This window comes from Stenotrophomonas sp. GD03680, from assembly GCF_029844625.1.
GTDB classification, from domain to species: Bacteria; Pseudomonadota; Gammaproteobacteria; order Xanthomonadales; family Xanthomonadaceae; genus Stenotrophomonas; species Stenotrophomonas maltophilia_P.
Map to the genome: position 1 here is coordinate 450,694 of NZ_JAOCKC010000001.1, position 19,247 is coordinate 469,940.

Consider the following 19,247-nt stretch of genomic DNA (forward strand, 5'->3'; position numbering starts at 1 on the left):
GACGTCAGCGAGAGGCTCAGGAGGACAATAGCCCCGCATGCGATCAATCGGCCGTGAAGCCCTGGCGATTTCTTTGTGACAACGCGTCATGAGCTGAGTACGCATGCCGCGTTCATCACGCCCATCGATGCCTCCCGGACGGGACATCCACCTGGATGCCGTGCGCGCGCTGCCCGTGGCCTGGGTGGTGGCGGTCGGCTGGGTGCCATATGCGACATCCCGTCGCAGGCGGTCCCTGCCTCCCCCTTGACCAATGTCAAACCGACCGCCGGCACGCGGGGGTATCTCTATGCAGGACCCGAACATGCCGGCGTCTCCGGCAGCCACAAGGACCCTGCAATGCACGACACCCCCGACAACAGCCAGCTCCTGAACGCCCTGCAGAAGGTCATGGTGATCTCCACCACTGACCTGCAGGGCAACATCACCTACGCCAATGATCTGTTCTGCACGCTCACCGGCTTCGCACGTGAAGAACTGATCGGCCAGCCGCACAGCATCGTGCGCCATCCGGATGTGCCCAAGGCCGTCTACAAGGACATGTGGGACACGATCAGGGCCGGCGGCATCTGGACCGGCATCGTGCCGAACCTGGGCAAGGGTGGCGTGCTCTATGTGGTCGACACCACCGTGCAGCCGCTGTTCGACGCCGAAGGCAACATCACCGCGTACATCAGCATCCGCCGTGTGGTGAACGACCTGATGCAGGACTTCGAGCAGGTCGAGTTCAGCAAGGAGAAATTCGACGACTTCTACGAGGCCGCGTGAACACCATCGCTGCCACACCGGTTCGCCGCCTGCTGGTGGGTTTCGCCTCCGAATCGGGCAATGCCCGCGCCCTGGCCCAGCGCCTGGGCGCGGACCCTGGCCTGCAAGCGCTCGCGCCGCAGGTGCTGCCGTTCAACGACATTGACGTTGCCAGCCTGGGCCAGGGGGATGTGCTGCTGGCGATCTCCAGTTCGTTCGGCGACGGCGAGCCGCCCGCCAACGGCGAACGCTTCTTCCAGAGCGTGTGCCAGACCGGGTCGCTGCCCGGCCTGCGCTACGCGGTGTTCGGCCTGGGCGACACCGGCTACCCTCGATTCTGCGGCTTCACCCGAGCGCTGGACGCGGCGCTGAGCGAACGCCAAGCGCAGCCGCTGCTGCGGCGGGTCGACGCCGACCTCGGCTATGAACGGTTCTTCCAGCAGTGGCAGCCGGTGCTCCGCCAGGTGCTCGAGGGCGATGCCGCCGCCGGCCAGGACCTGCACCTGCAGGTTACCGCCTACGGTGACGACAATGCCTTCGCCGCGCCCATCGTCGAGCGCCACCGCGTCAACAGCAGTGATCCGGCCGCGTGGCACCTGCAGCTGGATATTGCCGGCAGTGGCATGGTCTACCGCGCCGGCGACACGGTGCACGTGCTGCCGGACCACGACCCTGCACTGCTGCAGGCCCTTGCCACCTGGTACGGCGACAATGCGGCCATCGCCATGCTGCAGGACCGCGAACTGCGGCTGCTGGGTAGGGGCGTGCTGCGCGAGCTGGCCAGGCTGGGCGACAGCGAGCGGTTGAAGTCGCTGCTGAAGGTCAGCCAGAAGCGCGAGCTGGATGCCTACCTGCACGGTCTGGACGTGCTGGATATCCTGCAGGACCACGCCAGCCCGGACCGCGTGCCGCTGGCCAGGCTGCGCGACATCCTGTCAGCGCGCCTGCCACGGGCCTACTCGATCGCCTCGCATCCCGGCAACGGCCAGCTGAGCCTGTGCATACGCGAAGTGCGCTACACCCTGCGCGGCCGCGAGCGTTCCGGTACCGCCACCGGCAGCCTGCTGCGGGGGGGCAGCCACGCCCGCGTGTACTGCCGCTCCAATCCAGGCTTCCATCTGGCCGACACCGGCAGCGCGCCCCTGCTGCTGATCGGCACCGGCACCGGCATCGCGCCGCTGATCGGCCTGGTGCAGCAGGTGCAGGCCAATGGCTGCGGACGCGAACTGCATCTTGTGTTCGGCGAGAAGCATTGCGAACACGATTACCTCTATCGCGAGCAGCTGCAGGACTGGCATGCGCGCGGCGTGCTCGCCGGCCTGCATCCTGCCTTCTCGCGTGACGGAACCGAAAAGGTGTATGTGCAGCATGTGCTGCGGCAGCGCGCCCGCGAAGTAAGGCAGGTGTTGTCCCGCGGCGGGCACCTGTACCTGTGCGGCAACAAGCGCCACCTGGAAGACGCGGTGCGCGAGGCCATCGACGCCATTGGCGGCCAGGGGCATTGGGACCTGCTGCGCGGGGAGGGCCGCATTCACTGCGAGCTGTACTGACCCTGCATCGATTCGGCCGGCCGTGGCCCGGCACGAGCGCATGCATCAATCGCCGACGACCCGGCCGTCCGCCATGTGCGCGACCTGCTGGCCGAAGACAACGGCATCCTGAGGATCGTGGCTGATCAGCAGCAGCGGAATGCCGGTACTGTCCAGCACCGCCGCCAGCTCCTCGCGCAGGTGCTGGCGCAGGTCGTGGTCCAGTGCAGCGAACGGCTCGTCCAGCAGCAATGCCTGCGGTTGGGTCACCATGACCCGCGCCAGGGCCGTACGCTGACGCTGGCCGCCGGAGATCTGCGACGGCAGCAGATCCCCCACGTGGTCGATACGGAACGCCTGCAGCCACTGCTCGACGACGTCGAAGCGCTGGCCACGGCGTGGATTGAACCACCCCCGCTGCAGCCCGAACGCCACGTTCTGGCGCACGCTCAGGTGGGGAAACAGCGCGTAGTCCTGGAACACGTACCCCAGGCGACGCCGCTGCGGTGGCAGGTCGACCCGCGCGTGGGAATCGAACAGCACCTGCCCCTGCAGCGTCACATGGCCCTGTCCGGGACGCAGCAGTCCGGCCACGGCCTTGAGCGTCAGGCTTTTGCCTGCCCCGGACGGGCCGAACACCACCACCTGGCGCTGCGTGCACTGCAGCGTGACGTCCAGTTCGAAGACCTGGCCCGCTGCCTGCATCCGGCGCCGCACCTTCAGGTCAAGCCACATCGCGCAGCTCCCTGCGATGCCCGCCCACCAAGCGTGCCGCCAGCAGCAGGATGACGATGCACACTACCGACGTCAGGATCACCAGCGCATTGGCCCTGCCGTCCTGCCCTGCCTGCACCGCCTCGTAGATGGCGATCGACAGCGTCTGCGTACGACCCGGGATGCTGCCGGCCACCATCAGCGTCGCGCCGAACTCACCCATCGCCCGGGCAAACGCCAGCAGGAGGCCGGCGAGAATGCCGCGCCAAGCCAGCGGCAGCGTGATGCGGAAGAACACCGCCGCCTCCGACACGCCGAGCGTGCGCGCGGCCTGCTCCAGCTGCCCGTCCACATCCTCGAACGCCGCGCGTGCCGGCTTGAACACCAGCGGCAGCGAAGCCACTGCCGCGGCGACCACCGCCGCCTGCCAGGTAAAGATCAGGTTGATGCCGAACCACGACTGCAACCACGCGCCAATGGGGCCGTTGCGCCCTATCAGCACCAGCAGGTAATAACCGAGCACCGTCGGCGGCAGCACCATCGGCAGGGTCAGCAGCGAATCCAGCAGTTCGCGGCCGGGGAAGCGCCGACGCGCCAGCAACGCCCCCAATCCAACGCCCAGCACCAGATTGATCGCCGTGGCCCAGCCGGCGACCTTCAGCGACAACCCCAGCGCGCTCCAGTCCAGGTCCATCCGTCAGGGCTTGCCGAACCCGTGCCTGGCCAGGATCGCCTGACCTTGTGCCGACCGCACGAAGGTGGCGAAGCGCCTGGCTTCGGCTGGCTGCGTGCTCGCCCGGGTCACCGCCAGCGGATAGGCGATGCGTCCGGACACCGGCACTGCGAAGGCACGACGCACGCGGCCGGCCATGGCCTGTGCGTCGGTGGCGTAGACGAAACCGGCGTCCACCTCCCCCCGTGCCACGTAATCCAACGACTGGCGTACGTTCTGCGTGGTGACGATCCTGCCCTGCACCGACGGCCACAGGCCCGCCGCTTCCAGCGCACCCTTGGCATAGCGGCCGACCGGCACGCTGTCCGGGTTGCCCAGCGCGAGGCGCCGCACGTCGGCACCCGCGAGATCCTTCAGGCTACGCGGCCCGCCCCGGGTCTGCGGCGGCACCACCACCCACAGCGCGTTCACCGCGAACACCTCGCGGGTACCGGCAGCCAGCAGGCCCTGCTGCTGTGCCTGATCCATGGTGACTTCGTCGGCCGAAGCAAACACATCGACCGGTGCGCCCCGGCTGATCTGCTGCAGCAGCACGCCGGAGGCGGCGAAGTTGAAATCGACCCGGGCGCCGGGATGGGCCTTCTCATAGGCGGCACCGAGTTCACGGAAGCTCTCGGTCAGGCTCGACGCCGCCGATACCGTCAGCTCGGCCGCGTACGCCGGCAGCGACGCCAGCACCCCCAGCACTACCAGTCCCGCTCGCGTCATCGTCGGCTCCCGGCCAGATTCAGTTCGGATCGGATTCATCGGCCGATGCCAGCAATGCCAGGCGCTCGGGCTGCAACAACAGGATTTCCCGCTGCCTGACCGCGATGATCCCATCATCGCTCAGCCGGCGCAGCACGCGGCTGGCGGTTTCCGGTGCCATCCGCAGGTAATTGGCGATCTCGGTGCGTGCCATCGTCAGGTTGAACCGGGTGGCGGAGAACCCGCGGCGTGCGTAGCGCTCGGACATGTCCAGCAGGAACGCGGCCATCCGCTCTTCGGTGCGATGGTTGGCCGCCAGCAGGGCAACCTTGCCGATCTCCGCACTGAGCAGGCTGAACAGCCGCGCCTGCAGGCCCGGCATGCGGGTGGCCAGCAGGCTCAGCCTGGGGAATGAGATCCGGCACAGGTACACGGTATCCAGCGCCACGGCATTGCAGGGAAAGCGTGCCTCGTGGATCGCGTTCAGGCCGATCACCTCACCGGGCAGACTGAAACCGAGCACCTGCTCGTTGCCCTGGCTGTCATCGACAAACGTCTTGACCATGCCGGCACGCACCGCCGCGATCGAATCGAACGGCTCGCCGGCGCGGAAGATGTAGTCGCCCGCGTGGAACGGGCCGACATGGTCGACCAGCACATGCAGTTCGCCCAGCGCGGCCTTGTCATACCCCTGCGACATGCAGGCATCGGAGAATGCACAGGTACTGCAGAAGTGCAGCGCGTCGCCGTCATCGGCAGCGGCGGGGTTCGGCGTCGCCGCGCCCTGGCGAACCTGTGGGGACGGAGTGGAGAACATCACGAAATGCCTGGATGAAGGCCTTCATCATACGGCAGGCGTGCCACGGCCGGTCTCACGGCGGCGGACGCTGCCCCCGCCGCTGATGGCCGCGCTGGCGCATGCTGTCGCGCACATCCACGTCGAACTGAAGCTGCAACGAACTGTCATCATCCAGCGCGATGGAAAATTCCAGACCCTCACGCGACGGCAGTCGTGCTGCCAGCCCCTGCACTGCATCGCGCGGCAGCACCAGCCGGCAGACCGTGCCACCGTCCAGCAGCACCGCCTGGTCGCCCCCATGCAGCGACAACGCGGTTCCCCACCCGCCCGTGCCACCAAACCGGGTCAGGTTCTCCAGCGAGTCACCGGCCAGCAGTGCTGCCAGTTCCTCTTCATCGACACGCAGGCGCATGGATTGCCGCTGCAGCTGGACTTTCATGTTGCGATGGACTCCCAGTCGGCCCCGGTATTGCAGTTGAACAGCAAGGCACGCTCATTCTCAGGCAGCGGCAACGCCGTCGCCGCCAGCCGCTCCTGCAGGGCACGCAGCGAACGCCGCGCCTGTGGATCTTCGATCAAGGTCCGCAGGGCCCGCCGGCAATGATCATTGATCTGCAGACACATCGGCAATGGCTCGCCGGAGAACACGCTGCAGGCGGAAGGCACCCCGTGCAGCCGATGCAGCAGGGCGCCGGTCAAGCTGGGCATGTCCACCGGCACCACCCACGCAACGGTATCGGGCATGGCCAGGGACACGCTGTAAAGCCCGCCCAGCGGGCCGCAGCGCGCGACCTGGTCGGGAATGCCATCGAAGGCCGGATAGTCACCGCTCACCCACACCCGCTGCGCACCGGCCGCGATCAACACGTCACGCATGTGCTCAAGCAGGGTGCGCCCGCGCCAGGGCAGCAGCGCCTTATCGCGGCCCATGCGGCTGGACAGGCCTCCAGCCAGCACGATGCCGTCAATGGCCGTGCTCGTGGTCATGGCCATGTGCGGGCGTGCTGTCCGCATGGCACAGGCTGCAGCCCTCGCTCCAGGCGCTGTCGCCATCCTCGTAGTGTTCCTGCTTCCAGATCGGGCACTGGTGCTTCACTGCCTCGATCAGCTGCCGGCACGCGCGGAATGCTTCGTCCCGGTGCGGGCTGCCGGCGGCCACCACCACGGCCACATCGCCGATGCCCAGCCGCCCCTTGGCATGCGCCACATACAGCTTCAGGCGCGGCCCGAACGCCGCCTCCACCTCGGCCGCCAGGCGCTGGATTTCGTTCAGCACCAGCGGCTCGAACAGATCGTAGGTGATGCCCGTGACCACCCGACCGACGTTCACGTCACGTACCTTGCCGATGAACACGTCGATACCGCCGAAACCCGGGTCGGACACCGCGGCGATCCCTTCTGCCGGGTCGATCGCCCCGTGCGCCCGGTCCACCACCTTCGCAATCGGCTTCGCGTCCATCGCTCAGCCCCCGCTCACCGGCGGCAGGATGGCCACGCGGCCATCCTCCGGCAGCACATCGTGATCGCGCAGCACGCGCTGCTGGTCGGCGAAGGCCGAATAGTCCAGCAGGCCAGCACGGAAACCGGGCCAACGCACCGGCAGCAGCTCGCGCAGCGCCTGGCGCAGGTCGGCCACGGTCGCACCCGACACCTCCAGCGTGATCTCCCGACGCTCATCCAGATCGGAGAACGCACCGAACAACTGCAACGTCACCTGTTTCATTCCCACTCCCTGCCCGTCAGCTGCACCGGGTCGGCGTGGCCCCAGCCCTGTACGCGCACCGCGCTGCCGGCCGGAACCAGATCGCCCTCGTCCTCCAGTACCACCCAGGCGTTGGCCTGCACCATGGACATCAGACGGAACGATTCCTGTCCGGACAGCACCCGCGCACTCAGCTGGCCCTGCTCGTCCAGCTCCACCCGCGCACGGGCGTGGACGCGCAGGCCGGGCGGCTTGCGTACCATCGCCTGCAGGGGAAGCCGCAGCACCGGTTCCTGCGCCAACCCCAGCAGCCGGCGCAGTACAGGCTCGACAAAGAACCGCTGCCCCACTGCCGCCGACACCGGGTTGCCCGGCAGGCCGAAATACAGCGCACCGTCGGGCAGTACCGCAAACAGCAGCGGCTTTCCCGGACGGATCGCCACTTTGTGGAACACGATTCGCGCCCCGCGCGCGCGCAGTGCGTCGGGCACGAAGTCGTAACGGCCCGCAGAGACCGCACCGGTACTGACCAGTACCCGCGCACCGGCCGCCAGTGCCTGGTCCAGCGCTGCATCGAACGCGGCCACATCATCACCGACGGTGCCCTGCCACACCACCTCAGCTCCGGCCGCGTGCAGCCGCCCGACCAGGTAGGGGCGGTTGCTGTCACGGATCTGCCCGGACTCCAGCGCCTGCGTCGCCTCGCTCACCAGCTCCTTGCCGGTGGCAATCACCGCCACCGCCGGTCGCGACATCACCACCACCTCCCCAACGCCAAGGGCGTGCAGCAGGGTCCGTGCGTTGATATCCACCCTCTGTCCCGCCCGCAGCACGCATTCGCCTTCGGCTACGTCCTCGCCCCGCAGGCGTACGTTCTGGCCCGGCCTGACCACGCTCTTCAGCGCGATCCGGGTCGGACGGCCCGCTTCGCTGGCGAGGATCTGCACGTTCTCGATCGGTACCACCGTGTCCAGGCCGCCCGGCATGCGCGCGCCGGTCATGATCTCCCAGGCGCCCTCGCCGCCTTCGGCATCGCCATCACCCGCCGCCTGCCAGCCCTGCACCGTGAATTCGGTACCCGACTCGAACGCCACCCCGTTGGCGCGCAGCGCAAAACCGTCCATTGCCGAATTGTCGAACGGCGGCAATGCCTGCGCGCTGTGGATGTCACTGGCCAGGGTGCGGCCTGCGGCCTCCTGCAGGGGCAGACGCTCGGCGGGAAGCGGCGTGGCCGCCTCCAGCAGGTGCTGCAGTGCTTCACTGTAGAGAATCACGCGTGGTCACCACCGTCGACCATCGCCAGGGCGTGGCCCAGCACCGGCGCCAGGATGTCCAGGCACTGCGCTGCCGCCTTCGGGCTGCCGGGCAGCGCGAACACCAGCATGCTGCCCAGTTGCACCACCTCGGCGCGGCTCAGCCAGGCCATCGGCGTGTGCTGCGCGCTCAGCGCCCGGACCATCTGCGCCAGCCCATGCACCGGCCGCGCGTTCAACGAACGCAGCGCCTCCGGGGTGAGGTCACGCGGGCCCAGACCGGTACCGCCAGTGCACAGGCACAGGCGCACGCCATCGGCGGCCAATGCCTGAAGGCGATCCGCCAACGGCTCGATGCCATCGGGCAGCACGTCGGCAGCCACCACCTCGCCGCCCAGCCTGTTCAGGCCGGCCACCAGGGTCGGGCCAGAAACATCCTCATAAGTACCTGCGCTGGCACGGTCGCTCAGGGTGATCACCGCGCAGGCCGCGCCTTCCAGGCCCTTCGGCGCACGCGGTCTGAAGCGCGCGCGCTCGGCATCATCCATGCCATCAGGATGCAGCCACAGGCCGCGCTTGCCACCTTCCTTGAACAGCAGGCGGATACCTTCGATGCGCAGCGCCGGTTCCACCGGCTTGCTCAGGTCGTACAGGGTCAGCAGCGCCGCGTTGACGCCGGCCAGCGCTTCCATTTCCACACCGGTACGCGCCTCGCTGGCACACTCGCACCAGACCCGGATGGCGTGCCGTTCCGGCACCGGCGCGCAGAACACCTGCACCAGCTCCAGCGGCAGCGGATGGCACAGTGGCATCAGCATCGACGCCATCTTCGCCCCCTGCAGGCCGGCGATCTCGGCCATGACCAGCGCATCGCCCTTCGGCAGGCGACGCTCGACGATCAACGGGTACGCCAGCGGACCAGCATGCAGCTCGCCCACCGCCACCGCCCGCCGGCGACTGATGCGCTTGTTGCGGACATCGGCCATATGGAATGCCGCGTTCAGTTCCCCACTCATCGTGCTGCTCATCCTCCGATGGAAGCCAGGTGCGGGGTCAGCCCGGTCCGGCCCTGGTGCAGGCCATGCCCGGCCGCTTTCAGGCCAAGCTGGGTGGTGATGCGCGCCAGCAGCGCGTCATGGTCGTCATCGTGCTGCAGCAGCGCGCGCAGCGGCACGCCGAAGTCGCCGAACAGGCACAGCCGCAGGTCTCCCCTGGCTGTTACCCGCAACCGGTTGCAGCCCTTGCAGAAATCGCGCGAGTACGGCGCGATGGTGCCGATGCTGCCACGATGGTCCGGATGGCCGAACTCGCGCGCCGGGCCGGCATCGGCCGCCCGTGCACGCTCGCGCCAGCCGGCAGCCAGCAACTGCTCGATCACCCCGTCGGCACGCAGGTGATGCTGCTGGAAATAGGCTTCGTTGTCGCCGGTCCGCATCAGTTCGATGAAGCGCACGCTGAAGGGACGGTCGCGCAGGTACGCCATCCACTGCGGCAGCTCATCGTCGTTGAGGCCGCGCAGCAGCACCGCGTTGAGCTTGATCGACGGCAGCCCCAGCGCCTGCGCCAGGGCCAGGCCCTGCTCGATCTCCGGCAGGCGGTCATGCCCGGTGATCGCGGCAAAACGTTCGCGCCGCAGACTGTCCATGCTCACGTTCAGCGCCGTCAGGCCGGCGCGGTGCCAACCCGGCAGGCGACGCGGCAACTGCGTGCCGTTGGTGGTGATGGCCACTTTGCCGATACCCGTCACCGCCGCCACGGCCGCGATGATGTCATCAAGATCCTTGCGCAGGCTGGGCTCGCCACCGGTCAGCCGGATCTTGCTCATGCCCAGCGCCGCGAAGGCGCGGACCAGGCGTCTGATCTCCTCGACCTGCAGGAAGCGCGGGCGGCCATCGGCCTGATACCCCTCCGGCAGGCAATAGCCACAACGGAAGTTGCAGGCTTCGGTCAACGACAGGCGCAGGTACGGAAAGCTGCGTCCGAAACCGTCGGTGAGTTGGCTCATGGCTGGTCCACCTTCTTGCTCCACCGTCCTGCCTGTCGGCGCATCACAGCATGCGGCCTGCGCTGCCACGGGAGTGTGACTGGGCCCATCATGAACGATTTCCGGCAGCGGATGCACGCTGCCGGGCAACAGGAAGAGCCGCAGCCAGTGTCCGGATGGATGCGCGCCAGGCTGACCGCGCCGCCCACCGGGCCGGCGGTGGAGCGTCTACCTGCGGGCAGATCGTGCGCGCTTGCCGCCGTTGTGCTGCGCAGCCGCGCGGCTCTGTGCGAACTCGGGGAAGGTCTGCTCGATCGGGTCCACGTCCGGCAGGATGTAGAACACCCCGCCCCGCTCGAAGGTGGAACGGATGATGCGTTCGTAGAACTCCGGCGAGACGTTGATGCAGCCGTGGGTGACGCGGTTGTCGTCCGGCGACGGCGATGCCAGGCGCTCGACACGCCTCTCTGATGGAACGCCGGTTGCGGTCGGATGGATGGAGACTGCTGACTCGTAGTCCACCCACAGCACCCGCCCTGCATCGATCGAAGGGCCGTAGCCGCCCACGAAGCGACCTGCAGGCGTGGTGCGGTCCCGTCCCGGAATGGCACGCAGGGCGAGACCCGCAACGCCGGGCGCGGTGTGGTCGCCGGTCGCTGAACCGAACAATGCAGGGGCCGCGCCGCGCAGCCGGCCGTCGCCACCGAACACCAGGATCTGCGCGGCAGCCTTGTCCATGACTGCGAACGGATAGCCCTGGCTGTCCTTGGACGCCACGACCCAGCCCGCCAGTTCGATCACGGTTTCGGAGACATCCTGGCCGGGTGGCAGTTCATCAACGGCGGCCGACGGCGGCGCGACGGCATCTTCCGCATTGACGACACCAACCACCAGGAACGCCAACGCCACTGCCAGGGCAGCGCGATGGGCACGGCGCGCAAGGGAGGAGTGGGTATGGATGGGAGCATTCCTCGAAAGCTGTATTACGGGAGGACACCAGTGGCCGCTGCGGCCACTGGGCCCCTGACTCGGATGTGCAGGCTACAGGTGGTCAGCCGCGCGGGGTGCGGCGAGGTGCCCGTTCAAGCTGCTGGACGCGGCCTTCGATCTGATCCAGACGCTGGTTGGCCTGCTGCGCCGACTGATTGGCCGACTCGGCGCTCTGCGCCGCACCCTGCACCTTCACATCAAGCTGGTCGAGCCGCGAGTTGATCGTTGCGAAATCGTCCTTGTAGGTGGCGCAGGCCCCAAGGCCTACGGTGGCGACAATCGCCACACCGAGCGTACGTGCCATCATCAGGTGCTGCTTGGTAAGAATCATTCCACTCCCTCCTTCGTCTGGGGTGTCTGGAATATAGCGGCGTTTCGGCCCACTCTCCGATTGGCTTTCAGCTGCAGGTGGAAGACGTGGATGCGGTGTGAAGACACCGTCTCAACCACGTCGCCAAGCCAATCCGGTAGCAATCGCCAAGGATGCCGCGATCACCAGCGAGGCCACCACGAAGGCGGTGCGCACCTCCGCGGGCGTTGCCGTGTCAGGCGCGACGGCGAAGAACACACCGCCCACCAACGCCACCGACAGCGCCGCACTGATCTGCAGTGTCGCACTCACGATGCCTGCGGCCAGCCCGGCGTGGCGGGCATCCACATGGTCCACGCTCTGCTTCACCAGCGCCGGAAGCGCAATGCCCTGTCCTGCGCCGATCAGAAACAGCGGAAGCGGCAGCCACGACGGCATGTCCAGCAGCGCGAGCGTTGCGACCGCCAGCAGGCCCGCAACCTCCATCACCATCCCATGCGATGCACCCTGTGCGGCCAGCCGCCGGAACGCCGAACCACACAGCGGCCCGAGAAGGAAACCCAGCCCCAACGGCAGGATCGCCAACCCCGCCGACGCGCTGCTGCGCCCCAGCGCGGACTGCTGATACACCGCGAAGACGAGAAAGAACGCAGCCAGCGCGTAGAAGAAGAATGTCGCTGACAGACTGCGCCTCAACCCGCGTATCTGCAGCAGCGATGGCAATACCAGCGGCATCTGCCCACGCCCCACGCATCGCTGCTCATGCCTCCAGAACAACAGCAGCAGGGGGCCGCTTGCCAGCAGCAGTCCTACGCACCACCACGGCCACTGGCGCTGGCGGCCCTCGATGATCGGTACCACCAGCGCCAGCAACGACGCCGCCAGCGCCACCGCTCCGACAGCGTCCAGCCGTGCTCCCTGGCGGGCGTGCGACTCACGCAGCAGCACGAATGCAGCCGGCACCGCGGCTGCGATGATGGGAAGATTGATGAGGAACACGCTCCTCCACCCTGTCCCCCACAGATCGGCTGTCACAAGCACCCCTCCCAGCAGCTGCCCGCCCACCGATGCGAGGCCGAAGGTGGCGCCATACAGGCCAAGCGCACGGCGCTTCTCGCTGTCCGGAAACAGGGCGTGGATCGATGCCAATGACTGCGGGGCCATCAGCGCGGCCGACATCCCCTGCAGCAGCCGTCCGGCCACCAGCACTTCAGCCGCAGGCGCCAGGCCGCACAGCGCCGATGCCAGGCCAAACCCCAGCATGCCTGCGATGAACACCCGTTTCCTGCCGTAGATGTCGCCCAGCCGGCCTCCCAGGATCAGGGTCACCGCGTAGGCCGTGGCGTAGACCGAGATGACCAGCTGCGAGACATCCGGGGGCGCGTGCAGATCGACACGGATGGCCGGCAACGCGACATTGACGATGAAGAAGTCGAGCGGCGGCAGCAGCGTGCCTGTCAGCAGTACAGCCAATGCCATCCAACGGCGCGGATCGGGCGACATGGGGCCCGCAGCGTCAGCCGGTAGATTCATGTCGTCCCCCCACTCAGCGCATGCCGCCAGAGGCAAGCAGGGTGTCGCCGCTCATCCATCGCGCATCATCGGAGGCGAGAAACGCAACGATCGGCGCCACGTCCAGTACCTGGCCTGTCCGGCCCAGTGGTGTCTGCGCCAGATTCCAGGCCTGGAACCCGGAATCGACGACACCCGCAGCATGTGTGCCCTCGGTCTCGATCAGGCCGGGATTGACCGCATTGACACGGATACCGCGCGGACCAAGCTCCCTGGACAGCACGCCGGTGATGGCGTCCATCGCGCCCTTCGAACCGGTGTAGATGGCGCTGTCCACCGGCAGGATGCGGGTCACGAATGAACTGATGTTGATGATGCTTGCACCGGGCCGCAGATGGGGAACGGTGGCGGCAGTGACCAGCAGCGGGCCCAGCACATTGATGTCGAACTGGTGGCGATAGAGCGCCTCGGTGGTGTCCTCGATCTTCGCGAACCGGTACACGCCCGAGTTGTTCACCACCACATCCAGCCTGCCGAACGCATCCAGGGCCGTGGCCACCATTGCATCGACCTCGCGCGCGTCACGCACGTCGGCGCGCACCGCCAGCGCCCGACCACCGGCGGCTTCGATATCGGCAACGACCTGTTCGGCGCCCTCCCGGCTCGAGGCGTAGTTGACGACGACGCTGGCGCCGTCGGCCGCCAGGCGGCGGGCAACCGCAGCGCCAATGCCCTTCGAAGCGCCGGTGACCAGCGCGACCTTGTCCTTCAGCGTGTTCATATCAAGCGGATCCAGTTCCAGGGGGAGGCGGTCAGTGCGACCGGGGCCCATGCTGAACCTTTCAAACTTGTATGTGGACTGACACTGATGCACATTTGCCGTACATTTTTGAACGAGCACGATCATGGAGTGGGGTGATGTCCGTGTCTTCCTGGCGATCGTGCGGGGCGGATCACTGGGTGAGGCGGCGCGGCGCCTTGGTGTCAGCCATCCCACGGTAGGCCGCCGGTTGAAGGCCCTTGAACAGCACGCCCGGCAGCCCCTGCTGCGGCGGACGCGGGACGGGCTGGTCACGACCGATGCCGGTGATGCAGTGCTGGCCTTGGCCGAAGCCATGGAGAACTCCGCCCTGGCCATGGAGCGCCGCCTGGAAGGCAGCCCGGGCCGGCTGGAAGGCATTCTGCGCATTTCGAGCGCGGACTGGTTTGCCTGCCACGTGCTGACGCCCGTGCTCGCCGAACTGGTACGCCGGCATCCGGCGGTGGTTCCGGAACTGATCGCCAGCTATCGACTGCTTGACCTGTCGCGCCGCGATGCCGACGTCGCGTTCCGCATCGTGCCGTTCAGTGAGCCGGACATCGTCCAGCGCCTCGTGATGACCCTGCCCTACGGCCTGTATGGTTCGGTCTCGACCATCGCCCGGCTGCAGGACGACCCCGATTCGGTCGGACTCGTCCTGATGAACACCGCGCAGTCGCACTTCCCCGACGTGGAATGGTTGCTGCAGCGGTTTCCGCGTTCGCCGCGCGCATTCACCAGTACCAGTCGCAGTGTCCAGGCGCAGATGTGCCTGCACGGTACCGGTATCGCCGTGCTGCCCCGTGCGTTGGGTGACGCGATAGCCGGACTGCAGCGCATCGAATCACACGGGACGCCTCCTTCGCGGGGCATCTGGGTGGGCTATCACCAGGATCTGCGCCACATGGACCGTCTGCGTGCCCTGCTGGACATCCTCGATTCGACGCTGCCGCCAACAGGCGCCGCCCCCTCGGCAGGGAAACGGACAGCATGATTCCGTTCACGGGCGTTGGCCTATGGTCCACCTCACCAGGCCGGCAGGACCGGCCACTGACAGGAGGATGCCATGAGGACCCGACACGTCGTACCTGCTCTGATGGTGGCACTGCTCGCCGTCGCACCGGCCTGGGCGGATCCGCCGCACCACGCCCGCGGAAACGGTCCCCCACCGCACGCAGGCGGGCCGCACAATCGCGACGCACCGCCGCCAGGATGGCAGAAGAAGGCATGGCGGCGCGGCGATCATCTGCCGTGGGCGGAAGTGGATCGTCGCTACTGGGTGGATGACTACGCACGCTACAGGCTGCGTGATCCCGGCCGCGGCCAGCGCTGGGTCCGCCAGAGCGACACCGAGTATCTGCTTGTTGAAATCGCCACCGGCGTGATCGTCGACGCGCTGCGTCGGTGAACGCAGCCCTGGCTGACCCGTCGGGCGCAGACGCGCGATGGGTCAGCCCTTCCTGCGCTGCCTGCCGCTGCTGCGTCCAGCGGTGGGCGCTGAAGGGCTAGTTCGGCAGCGCGCGCGCGTTTCCGTTTGGCCGCAGATGGAGCTGCCCGGTTCTGGTATCCAGCAGGATGTTGAAGTTGCGCAGTGCTTCACTGCCCAGCGTGCCGTCGGCATTGGATCCATCCTCATCGATGGTGAACGACACCTTGGGCTGTTCCAGTCGCAGCCCGCGCACATCGGCCGATGCGATCCGTGCATCGACGGCCCGGATCTTCCTGCCCGCCGAGCCGCTGAACTGTGAGGTACCGATCGTGCGGGTGAACACCTCCTGCAGTCGGTGGCGCGAGCTGTACGCATGGCCCAGATCGATGGCGCCGTTGCTGCCGGTGTCCACGAACAGCCAGGCCGCAAGTGTCGAGCCACCCTCACGCAGAAGCACTTCGATGGCGGGCGTATTGTCGATCCAGCGGACGTTCGCGCGGGTGTATCCGTGCAGATCCGGCAACCGGTCGTGCACGCGCAGCAGCTTGCGGTCGTAGTCGATCTCGATGATGCGCCCCGCGAAGAATGTCCAGCCAAGCACGGCGTCGAACGGACGCTTGCCGTAGTCGATCACGGCCGCCCCCATCGTCCGGCGCATGTCTCCCACGACGACCGTGTTGTGGGTACTGTAGTCCACGAAACTCACGCCATCGGAGCCGGTGTTCTCGGAGCGGTCATCGACCTGCATCGACGCGGCCTTGCGGGTGGCAACCGTGACTGCCAGTCCGTCAGCGCCGGTGTCGACAAGAAAGCGCAGCGGTCCTGACTGGTTGATCCGCCCTTCCACATAGATCCGGTGATCCTTGTCCTGCTCGAAAGGAAGGGTGATCGTCCCGGCCGCGGCGCAGGGCTGCGGAAGAACAAGCAGCCCCGCAACCAGGGCGACGTACCACGAGCGTATGGACTGGCGCATTGATGGCTTCCAGTGGAGGCAACGGCAGATTGCCGCCTGCCTTGGATGCGGCAGGGGTGCAGAAGGTTTAGACGCCCGCCGCGCTGCCCTCGATGATTCCGGACCGAAGCAAACGGGCGCCCGGCGCCTCCGGCCCCGTGTTGCCATCCGGCGCTGACCTCGGCGACCGCAGCATGCACGGGCCGTTGACGTCGCAATGCCAGACTGCTGGAGCGCGCTCCACCGTGGAGCGCCGTTGGTCGTGCGATCTTGGGGGGATCGGCAATGCCCTACTTCACTGATTCGACCGAGGTGGCCGTCGAGGGTATCGGCGCGGCGCGGCGCATCGGTTGGATGCGGTTCGTCGGCAGCAGCCTGGCGGCCCTCCCTCTGGCCTCCATCCTGCTCGAACGCCAGGATGGCGTGTGGCCATGGACGCTGCTGCTGCTCAACGCGCTGGCATGGCCGACGATCGCTCTGGTCCTCACCCGGCGTTCCCCCGAGCCGGCCGCCACCCAGTTCCGCTGCATGGTGCTCGATTCCTTCCTTGGCGGCGCGTGGATCGCGTTCATCGCCCTCAGCATCGTGCCCAGCGCGCTGTTCACCGCTCTGCTGGTGGCCGACAAGATCGCAGCAGGGGGAGTGCGGCTGGCGCTGCGGGCGACGCTGGCGCTGGTGCTGGGTTTTGGACTCGTCTGGTTCGCGCTGGGCTTCCCCTACCAGCCGACCACCTCGCAACGCAGCATCATGCTGAGCATGCCGTTCCTGTTCGTGTACGGCATCGGCCTCAGCATCCTGAGCTGGCAACTCGCGCGCCGGGTCAAATCACAGAACCGGCAGCTGCGGCGGCTGAGCCGGATGGATCCGCTGGTGGAGCTGGCCAACCGGGGCTTCCTGATCCACCGTGCCCAGCAGGCGCTGGACAAATCGCAGCGCCACGGTGGCATGGCGTGCCTGTTGATGCTGGATGTGGATGACTTCAAGCGCATCAACGACTCGCAGGGGCATCGCGCCGGCGATCAGGTCCTGCGGAATATCGCCACGACACTGCGCGAATTCGCCAGCCCGGCCGATACGGCTGCACGGCTCGGGGGGGATGAGTTCGTCGTGCTGCTGCGCGACTGCGCCGCGTCAGACGCCATGCAGATGGCGGCACGCATCCGGCAACGCCTGCACGAGAACGCACGCCGGACAGGACCGGCGAGCGATTTCAGTGTCAGCATGGGAGTCGCTGCGAGCCCGCGACACGGCAGTGTCGAGGACTGGCTGGCACTGGCCGACCGAGCCCTCTACCACGCCAAGCGGCAAGGCAAGGACACCGCCAGTTTCGCCGAGTAATGGCCGCGTAGCAGCGTCATCCCGGTCGGTCGCGGTCCCGATCCGGATCAGTGCGCCAGGGCGAAATCCAGGCCCGCACAGACCGCCGCGACCTGCGCGTCGTTGCACTCCTGCGGGTGGGTACGCGGACTGTCCGGGTAGACCTCCGTGGTGGTGGCAAAACGCGCATCGGTGAATCCGGCGCAGGCCCCGATCGAGCGCGATTCACCCCATACCACGCCCGGTGACTGCAACGGCAGGCCGACCAGGTTGCCTTCGGCATCGGCCGGGGCGATATGGGTGATCGGCGCCACGGCAGCGATCAGCGCCCGCTGGAATGCCGGTTGCGGGTCTTCGCTGTTGCCGATCACGTAGAAGCCATCGGGAATGGTGTCCCGCTCGAAGGGCTTGCCATCACGGGCGCAACGGGCCGGGTCGAACTCGTGCAGGTCGCTGTCGGTGGTTTCGTGCAGGTCCAGGTGCACCCGGATGTCGGCCTTGCGCCCGGCCACCCAGCGCATCAGCGAGGCGGCTTCCTCGATCAGGCCGCCGTCGCGGAAGCTGCGGTTCGGGTCCAGGGCAGCGGGGTTCCAGCGCTGGATGCGCTCATAGCCCCACGGACTCACGCAGGGGGCCACGATCAGGTTCAGACGCCCCAGGTAGCGCTCGGCCTGCTGCTCCAGGAACTGCAGGGCACCGTGTACGCCGCTGGTCTCATAACCATGCACGCCGCCGGTAACCAGCGCCGTCGGCAGTGCCGGGTTCCAGTCGTGGTTGACCACGGCGAACAGGGGATAGTGGTCCGGCGCGTAATCGAGCTGCCCGTACTGGATCACGTCGAAACGCTCGTCCAGGCGTTCCAGCGCCGCCACCACATCGTCATGGTAGCTGCGCTGGCGTTGCTGGCGGGCCCGCCACTGCGCGCGTTCCGGATCGCCCCAGGGCTGTCCGGGGGTGCCGATCGGGTAGAACTGCGCAACAGTCATGGGTGCTCCAGAGGTCGAACGTGGTGAGTGCAGCCGGTCATTCTAAGCCTTGTGGCGCCTGCGGGCCCGCCCACCCGTCCCGCCCTTCATCCAGCCAGGCTCATCTGGCTGTAAAATCAACGGTTTTTGGCCCCTCACCCCTTGATGGCGAACGCAGCGCAGACGGTCCTGGGTGGACCGGATTTCCTTCGCCTGCTCGCCCGTCTCAGCGACGGCGCGATGCCGGCCACCAGTCCCGTCCTGACCGATCGCCTCGGTCAGTGGGTGGACTGGAGCCGTGCTGTCGCGCTGTCGACGGCACTGGGCGGACGCGTGCCTGCAGCGGCGGACGCGGGCGAGGCGATGGACGACCTGCTGGCCGACTGCGAGCAGGCCCATGCCAGCCTGCTGGCGTCGATTCGTGACGATGCCGAAGCCGAGCGCCTGCTCGATCTGGCCGAGGCGGCCGCCACACCCACCTTTGCCTCGTTGCGGCAGCGCTACCGGGTACTGCAGCAGGCCATCCAGACCGCGACCGGGCGCCTGCGCGGACGCCTCCGTGACCAGTTGCTGCGGGCCTCGCCCGATTTGGCGCGGCTGGCCGAGATCGACGCCGTGATGGAGCAGACCCTCAGCCCGCGCGAGCACAGCCTGCTGGCCATCGCCCCGGCAGTGCTGGGCACCCGCTTCGACCGCGTGCATGGCCAGCCTGGCTGGCGCACCGCATTCCGCCATGACATGCGCTCGCTGCTGCTTGCCGAGCTGCAGCTGCGCTTCCACCCGATCGAGGGGCTGCTGGCAGCCCTGCGCTCCCACTGACCCGGA

At 67.6% G+C, this 19,247-nt stretch carries 23 protein-coding genes; 6 read left to right on the forward strand and 17 right to left on the reverse strand.

The genetic code is table 11. The annotated features are described in order from the left end of the window. Positions 1–339 precede the first annotated feature (339 nt). Both N5J29_RS01995 and N5J29_RS02000 read left to right on the forward strand, forming a co-directional pair. Complete coding sequence (locus tag N5J29_RS01995; protein WP_053519756.1) at positions 340–768, forward strand: PAS sensor domain-containing protein; 429 nt, start codon at positions 340–342, stop codon at positions 766–768. Beyond that, positions 765–2,297, forward strand: coding sequence for a sulfite reductase flavoprotein subunit alpha (locus tag N5J29_RS02000; RefSeq protein ID WP_164152873.1), 1,533 nt, complete (start codon positions 765–767; stop codon positions 2,295–2,297). Before N5J29_RS01995 ends, N5J29_RS02000 begins: the two co-directional genes overlap by 4 nt. Before the next feature lie 45 nt (positions 2,298–2,342). On the opposite strand, the gene N5J29_RS02005 is transcribed toward N5J29_RS02000, so the two are convergent. The 15 genes from N5J29_RS02005 to N5J29_RS02075 form a co-directional block, all read right to left on the reverse strand. After that, on the reverse strand, positions 2,343–3,011 hold the full coding sequence (locus tag N5J29_RS02005; RefSeq protein WP_164152874.1) for an ATP-binding cassette domain-containing protein: 669 nt from the start codon (positions 3,009–3,011) through the stop codon (positions 2,343–2,345). Beyond that, a complete protein-coding gene (modB, locus tag N5J29_RS02010) occupies positions 3,001–3,684 on the reverse strand; it encodes a molybdate ABC transporter permease subunit (RefSeq protein WP_065176130.1) in 684 nt (227 codons plus the stop codon). Before modB ends, N5J29_RS02005 begins: the two co-directional genes overlap by 11 nt. A 3-nt stretch (positions 3,685–3,687) precedes the next feature. After that, positions 3,688–4,431 carry a molybdate ABC transporter substrate-binding protein gene (gene modA, locus N5J29_RS02015; RefSeq protein ID WP_164152875.1) on the reverse strand — a complete coding sequence of 248 codons (744 nt, stop codon included), beginning with the start codon at positions 4,429–4,431 and terminating at the stop codon, positions 3,688–3,690. 19 nt (positions 4,432–4,450) lie between these two features. Then, positions 4,451–5,227, reverse strand: coding sequence for a helix-turn-helix domain-containing protein (locus tag N5J29_RS02020; RefSeq protein WP_111186845.1), 777 nt, complete (start codon positions 5,225–5,227; stop codon positions 4,451–4,453). Between the two features lie 55 nt (positions 5,228–5,282). Continuing rightward, positions 5,283–5,648, reverse strand: coding sequence for a hypothetical protein (locus N5J29_RS02025; RefSeq protein WP_111186844.1), 366 nt, complete (start codon positions 5,646–5,648; stop codon positions 5,283–5,285). Next, positions 5,645–6,196, reverse strand: coding sequence for a molybdenum cofactor guanylyltransferase (locus N5J29_RS02030; protein ID WP_229765869.1), 552 nt, complete (start codon positions 6,194–6,196; stop codon positions 5,645–5,647). The genes N5J29_RS02025 and N5J29_RS02030 overlap by 4 nt, the downstream gene beginning before the upstream one ends. Beyond that, positions 6,174–6,668, reverse strand: coding sequence for a molybdenum cofactor biosynthesis protein MoaE (locus tag N5J29_RS02035; RefSeq protein WP_164152876.1), 495 nt, complete (start codon positions 6,666–6,668; stop codon positions 6,174–6,176). Before N5J29_RS02035 ends, N5J29_RS02030 begins: the two co-directional genes overlap by 23 nt. A gap of 3 nt (positions 6,669–6,671) precedes the next feature. Next, positions 6,672–6,932: a MoaD/ThiS family protein gene (locus tag N5J29_RS02040; protein WP_164152877.1), complete on the reverse strand. Its 261-nt coding sequence runs from the start codon at positions 6,930–6,932 to the stop codon at positions 6,672–6,674. Beyond that, a complete protein-coding gene (gene glp / locus N5J29_RS02045; RefSeq protein WP_128988281.1) occupies positions 6,929–8,185 on the reverse strand; it encodes a gephyrin-like molybdotransferase Glp in 1,257 nt (418 codons plus the stop codon). Before glp ends, N5J29_RS02040 begins: the two co-directional genes overlap by 4 nt. After that, the gene (gene moaCB, locus N5J29_RS02050; protein WP_065176136.1) at positions 8,182–9,180 is read right to left on the reverse strand and encodes a bifunctional molybdenum cofactor biosynthesis protein MoaC/MoaB; all 999 of its coding nucleotides are present in this window, start codon (positions 9,178–9,180) and stop codon (positions 8,182–8,184) included. The genes glp and moaCB overlap by 4 nt, the downstream gene beginning before the upstream one ends. 8 nt (positions 9,181–9,188) lie before the next feature. Then, a complete protein-coding gene (gene moaA / locus N5J29_RS02055; protein WP_164152878.1) occupies positions 9,189–10,169 on the reverse strand; it encodes a GTP 3',8-cyclase MoaA in 981 nt (326 codons plus the stop codon). Between the two features lie 207 nt (positions 10,170–10,376). After that, positions 10,377–11,057 (reverse strand): L,D-transpeptidase, encoded by a 681-nt coding sequence (locus N5J29_RS02060; protein WP_164152879.1) that lies wholly within the window; start codon positions 11,055–11,057, stop codon positions 10,377–10,379. Positions 11,058–11,199: 142 nt separating this feature from the next. After that, the gene (locus N5J29_RS02065; protein WP_053519770.1) at positions 11,200–11,469 is read right to left on the reverse strand and encodes a hypothetical protein; all 270 of its coding nucleotides are present in this window, start codon (positions 11,467–11,469) and stop codon (positions 11,200–11,202) included. A 111-nt stretch (positions 11,470–11,580) separates the two neighbouring features. Next, on the reverse strand, positions 11,581–12,951 hold the full coding sequence (locus tag N5J29_RS02070) for an MFS transporter (RefSeq protein ID WP_279924089.1): 1,371 nt from the start codon (positions 12,949–12,951) through the stop codon (positions 11,581–11,583). A gap of 43 nt (positions 12,952–12,994) precedes the next feature. Further along, positions 12,995–13,741, reverse strand: a complete 747-nt coding sequence (locus N5J29_RS02075; protein ID WP_164152885.1) for a glucose 1-dehydrogenase — start codon at positions 13,739–13,741, stop codon at positions 12,995–12,997. Positions 13,742–13,865: 124 nt separating this feature from the next. Here N5J29_RS02075 and N5J29_RS02080 point away from each other — a divergent pair, with 124 nt between their 5' ends. Both N5J29_RS02080 and N5J29_RS02085 read left to right on the forward strand, forming a co-directional pair. Continuing rightward, positions 13,866–14,753: a LysR family transcriptional regulator gene (locus N5J29_RS02080; protein WP_164152881.1), complete on the forward strand. Its 888-nt coding sequence runs from the start codon at positions 13,866–13,868 to the stop codon at positions 14,751–14,753. 72 nt (positions 14,754–14,825) lie between these two features. After that, complete coding sequence (locus N5J29_RS02085; RefSeq protein WP_053519774.1) at positions 14,826–15,167, forward strand: RcnB family protein; 342 nt, start codon at positions 14,826–14,828, stop codon at positions 15,165–15,167. A gap of 97 nt (positions 15,168–15,264) precedes the next feature. Here N5J29_RS02085 and N5J29_RS02090 read toward each other — a convergent pair whose 3' ends face one another. Beyond that, positions 15,265–16,161 carry a retropepsin-like aspartic protease gene (locus N5J29_RS02090; protein ID WP_164152882.1) on the reverse strand — a complete coding sequence of 299 codons (897 nt, stop codon included), beginning with the start codon at positions 16,159–16,161 and terminating at the stop codon, positions 15,265–15,267. Between the two features lie 264 nt (positions 16,162–16,425). On the opposite strand from N5J29_RS02090, the gene N5J29_RS02095 reads away from it, so the two are divergent. Beyond that, entirely contained in the window at positions 16,426–17,478 is a 1,053-nt protein-coding gene (locus N5J29_RS02095) for a sensor domain-containing diguanylate cyclase (protein ID WP_111186834.1), read from the forward strand. A gap of 47 nt (positions 17,479–17,525) precedes the next feature. Here the strand turns inward: N5J29_RS02095 and N5J29_RS02100 are convergent, their stop codons facing one another. After that, the gene (locus N5J29_RS02100) at positions 17,526–18,443 is read right to left on the reverse strand and encodes a M14 family metallocarboxypeptidase (protein WP_065176143.1); all 918 of its coding nucleotides are present in this window, start codon (positions 18,441–18,443) and stop codon (positions 17,526–17,528) included. A 144-nt stretch (positions 18,444–18,587) separates the two neighbouring features. On the opposite strand from N5J29_RS02100, the gene N5J29_RS02105 reads away from it, so the two are divergent. Further along, positions 18,588–19,241: a DUF3348 family protein gene (locus tag N5J29_RS02105; RefSeq protein ID WP_065175212.1), complete on the forward strand. Its 654-nt coding sequence runs from the start codon at positions 18,588–18,590 to the stop codon at positions 19,239–19,241. The last annotated feature ends 6 nt before the right edge of the window (positions 19,242–19,247 follow it).

What these genes read in the sequence shown, in the direction of transcription:
- N5J29_RS01995 (WP_053519756.1), top strand. Translation starts at nt 340, where the DNA reads ATGCACGACACCCCCGACAACAGCCAGCTCCTGAACGCCCTGCAGAAG.
- N5J29_RS02005 (WP_164152874.1), bottom strand. Translation starts at nt 3,011, where the DNA reads ATGTGGCTTGACCTGAAGGTGCGGCGCCGGATGCAGGCAGCGGGCCAG.
- modB (WP_065176130.1), bottom strand. Translation starts at nt 3,684, where the DNA reads ATGGACCTGGACTGGAGCGCGCTGGGGTTGTCGCTGAAGGTCGCCGGC.
- modA (WP_164152875.1), bottom strand. Translation starts at nt 4,431, where the DNA reads ATGACGCGAGCGGGACTGGTAGTGCTGGGGGTGCTGGCGTCGCTGCCG.
- N5J29_RS02020 (WP_111186845.1), bottom strand. Translation starts at nt 5,227, where the DNA reads ATGTTCTCCACTCCGTCCCCACAGGTTCGCCAGGGCGCGGCGACGCCG.
- N5J29_RS02025 (WP_111186844.1), bottom strand. Translation starts at nt 5,648, where the DNA reads ATGAAAGTCCAGCTGCAGCGGCAATCCATGCGCCTGCGTGTCGATGAA.
- N5J29_RS02030 (WP_229765869.1), bottom strand. Translation starts at nt 6,196, where the DNA reads ATGACCACGAGCACGGCCATTGACGGCATCGTGCTGGCTGGAGGCCTG.
- N5J29_RS02035 (WP_164152876.1), bottom strand. Translation starts at nt 6,668, where the DNA reads ATGGACGCGAAGCCGATTGCGAAGGTGGTGGACCGGGCGCACGGGGCG.
- N5J29_RS02040 (WP_164152877.1), bottom strand. Translation starts at nt 6,932, where the DNA reads ATGAAACAGGTGACGTTGCAGTTGTTCGGTGCGTTCTCCGATCTGGAT.
- moaCB (WP_065176136.1), bottom strand. Translation starts at nt 9,180, where the DNA reads ATGAGTGGGGAACTGAACGCGGCATTCCATATGGCCGATGTCCGCAAC.
- moaA (WP_164152878.1), bottom strand. Translation starts at nt 10,169, where the DNA reads ATGAGCCAACTCACCGACGGTTTCGGACGCAGCTTTCCGTACCTGCGC.
- N5J29_RS02065 (WP_053519770.1), bottom strand. Translation starts at nt 11,469, where the DNA reads ATGATTCTTACCAAGCAGCACCTGATGATGGCACGTACGCTCGGTGTG.
- N5J29_RS02070 (WP_279924089.1), bottom strand. Translation starts at nt 12,951, where the DNA reads ATGTCGCCCGATCCGCGCCGTTGGATGGCATTGGCTGTACTGCTGACA.
- N5J29_RS02075 (WP_164152885.1), bottom strand. Translation starts at nt 13,741, where the DNA reads ATGAACACGCTGAAGGACAAGGTCGCGCTGGTCACCGGCGCTTCGAAG.
- N5J29_RS02080 (WP_164152881.1), top strand. Translation starts at nt 13,866, where the DNA reads ATGGAGTGGGGTGATGTCCGTGTCTTCCTGGCGATCGTGCGGGGCGGA.
- N5J29_RS02085 (WP_053519774.1), top strand. Translation starts at nt 14,826, where the DNA reads ATGAGGACCCGACACGTCGTACCTGCTCTGATGGTGGCACTGCTCGCC.
- N5J29_RS02090 (WP_164152882.1), bottom strand. Translation starts at nt 16,161, where the DNA reads ATGCGCCAGTCCATACGCTCGTGGTACGTCGCCCTGGTTGCGGGGCTG.
- N5J29_RS02095 (WP_111186834.1), top strand. Translation starts at nt 16,426, where the DNA reads ATGCCCTACTTCACTGATTCGACCGAGGTGGCCGTCGAGGGTATCGGC.
- N5J29_RS02100 (WP_065176143.1), bottom strand. Translation starts at nt 18,443, where the DNA reads ATGACTGTTGCGCAGTTCTACCCGATCGGCACCCCCGGACAGCCCTGG.
- N5J29_RS02105 (WP_065175212.1), top strand. Translation starts at nt 18,588, where the DNA reads ATGGCGAACGCAGCGCAGACGGTCCTGGGTGGACCGGATTTCCTTCGC.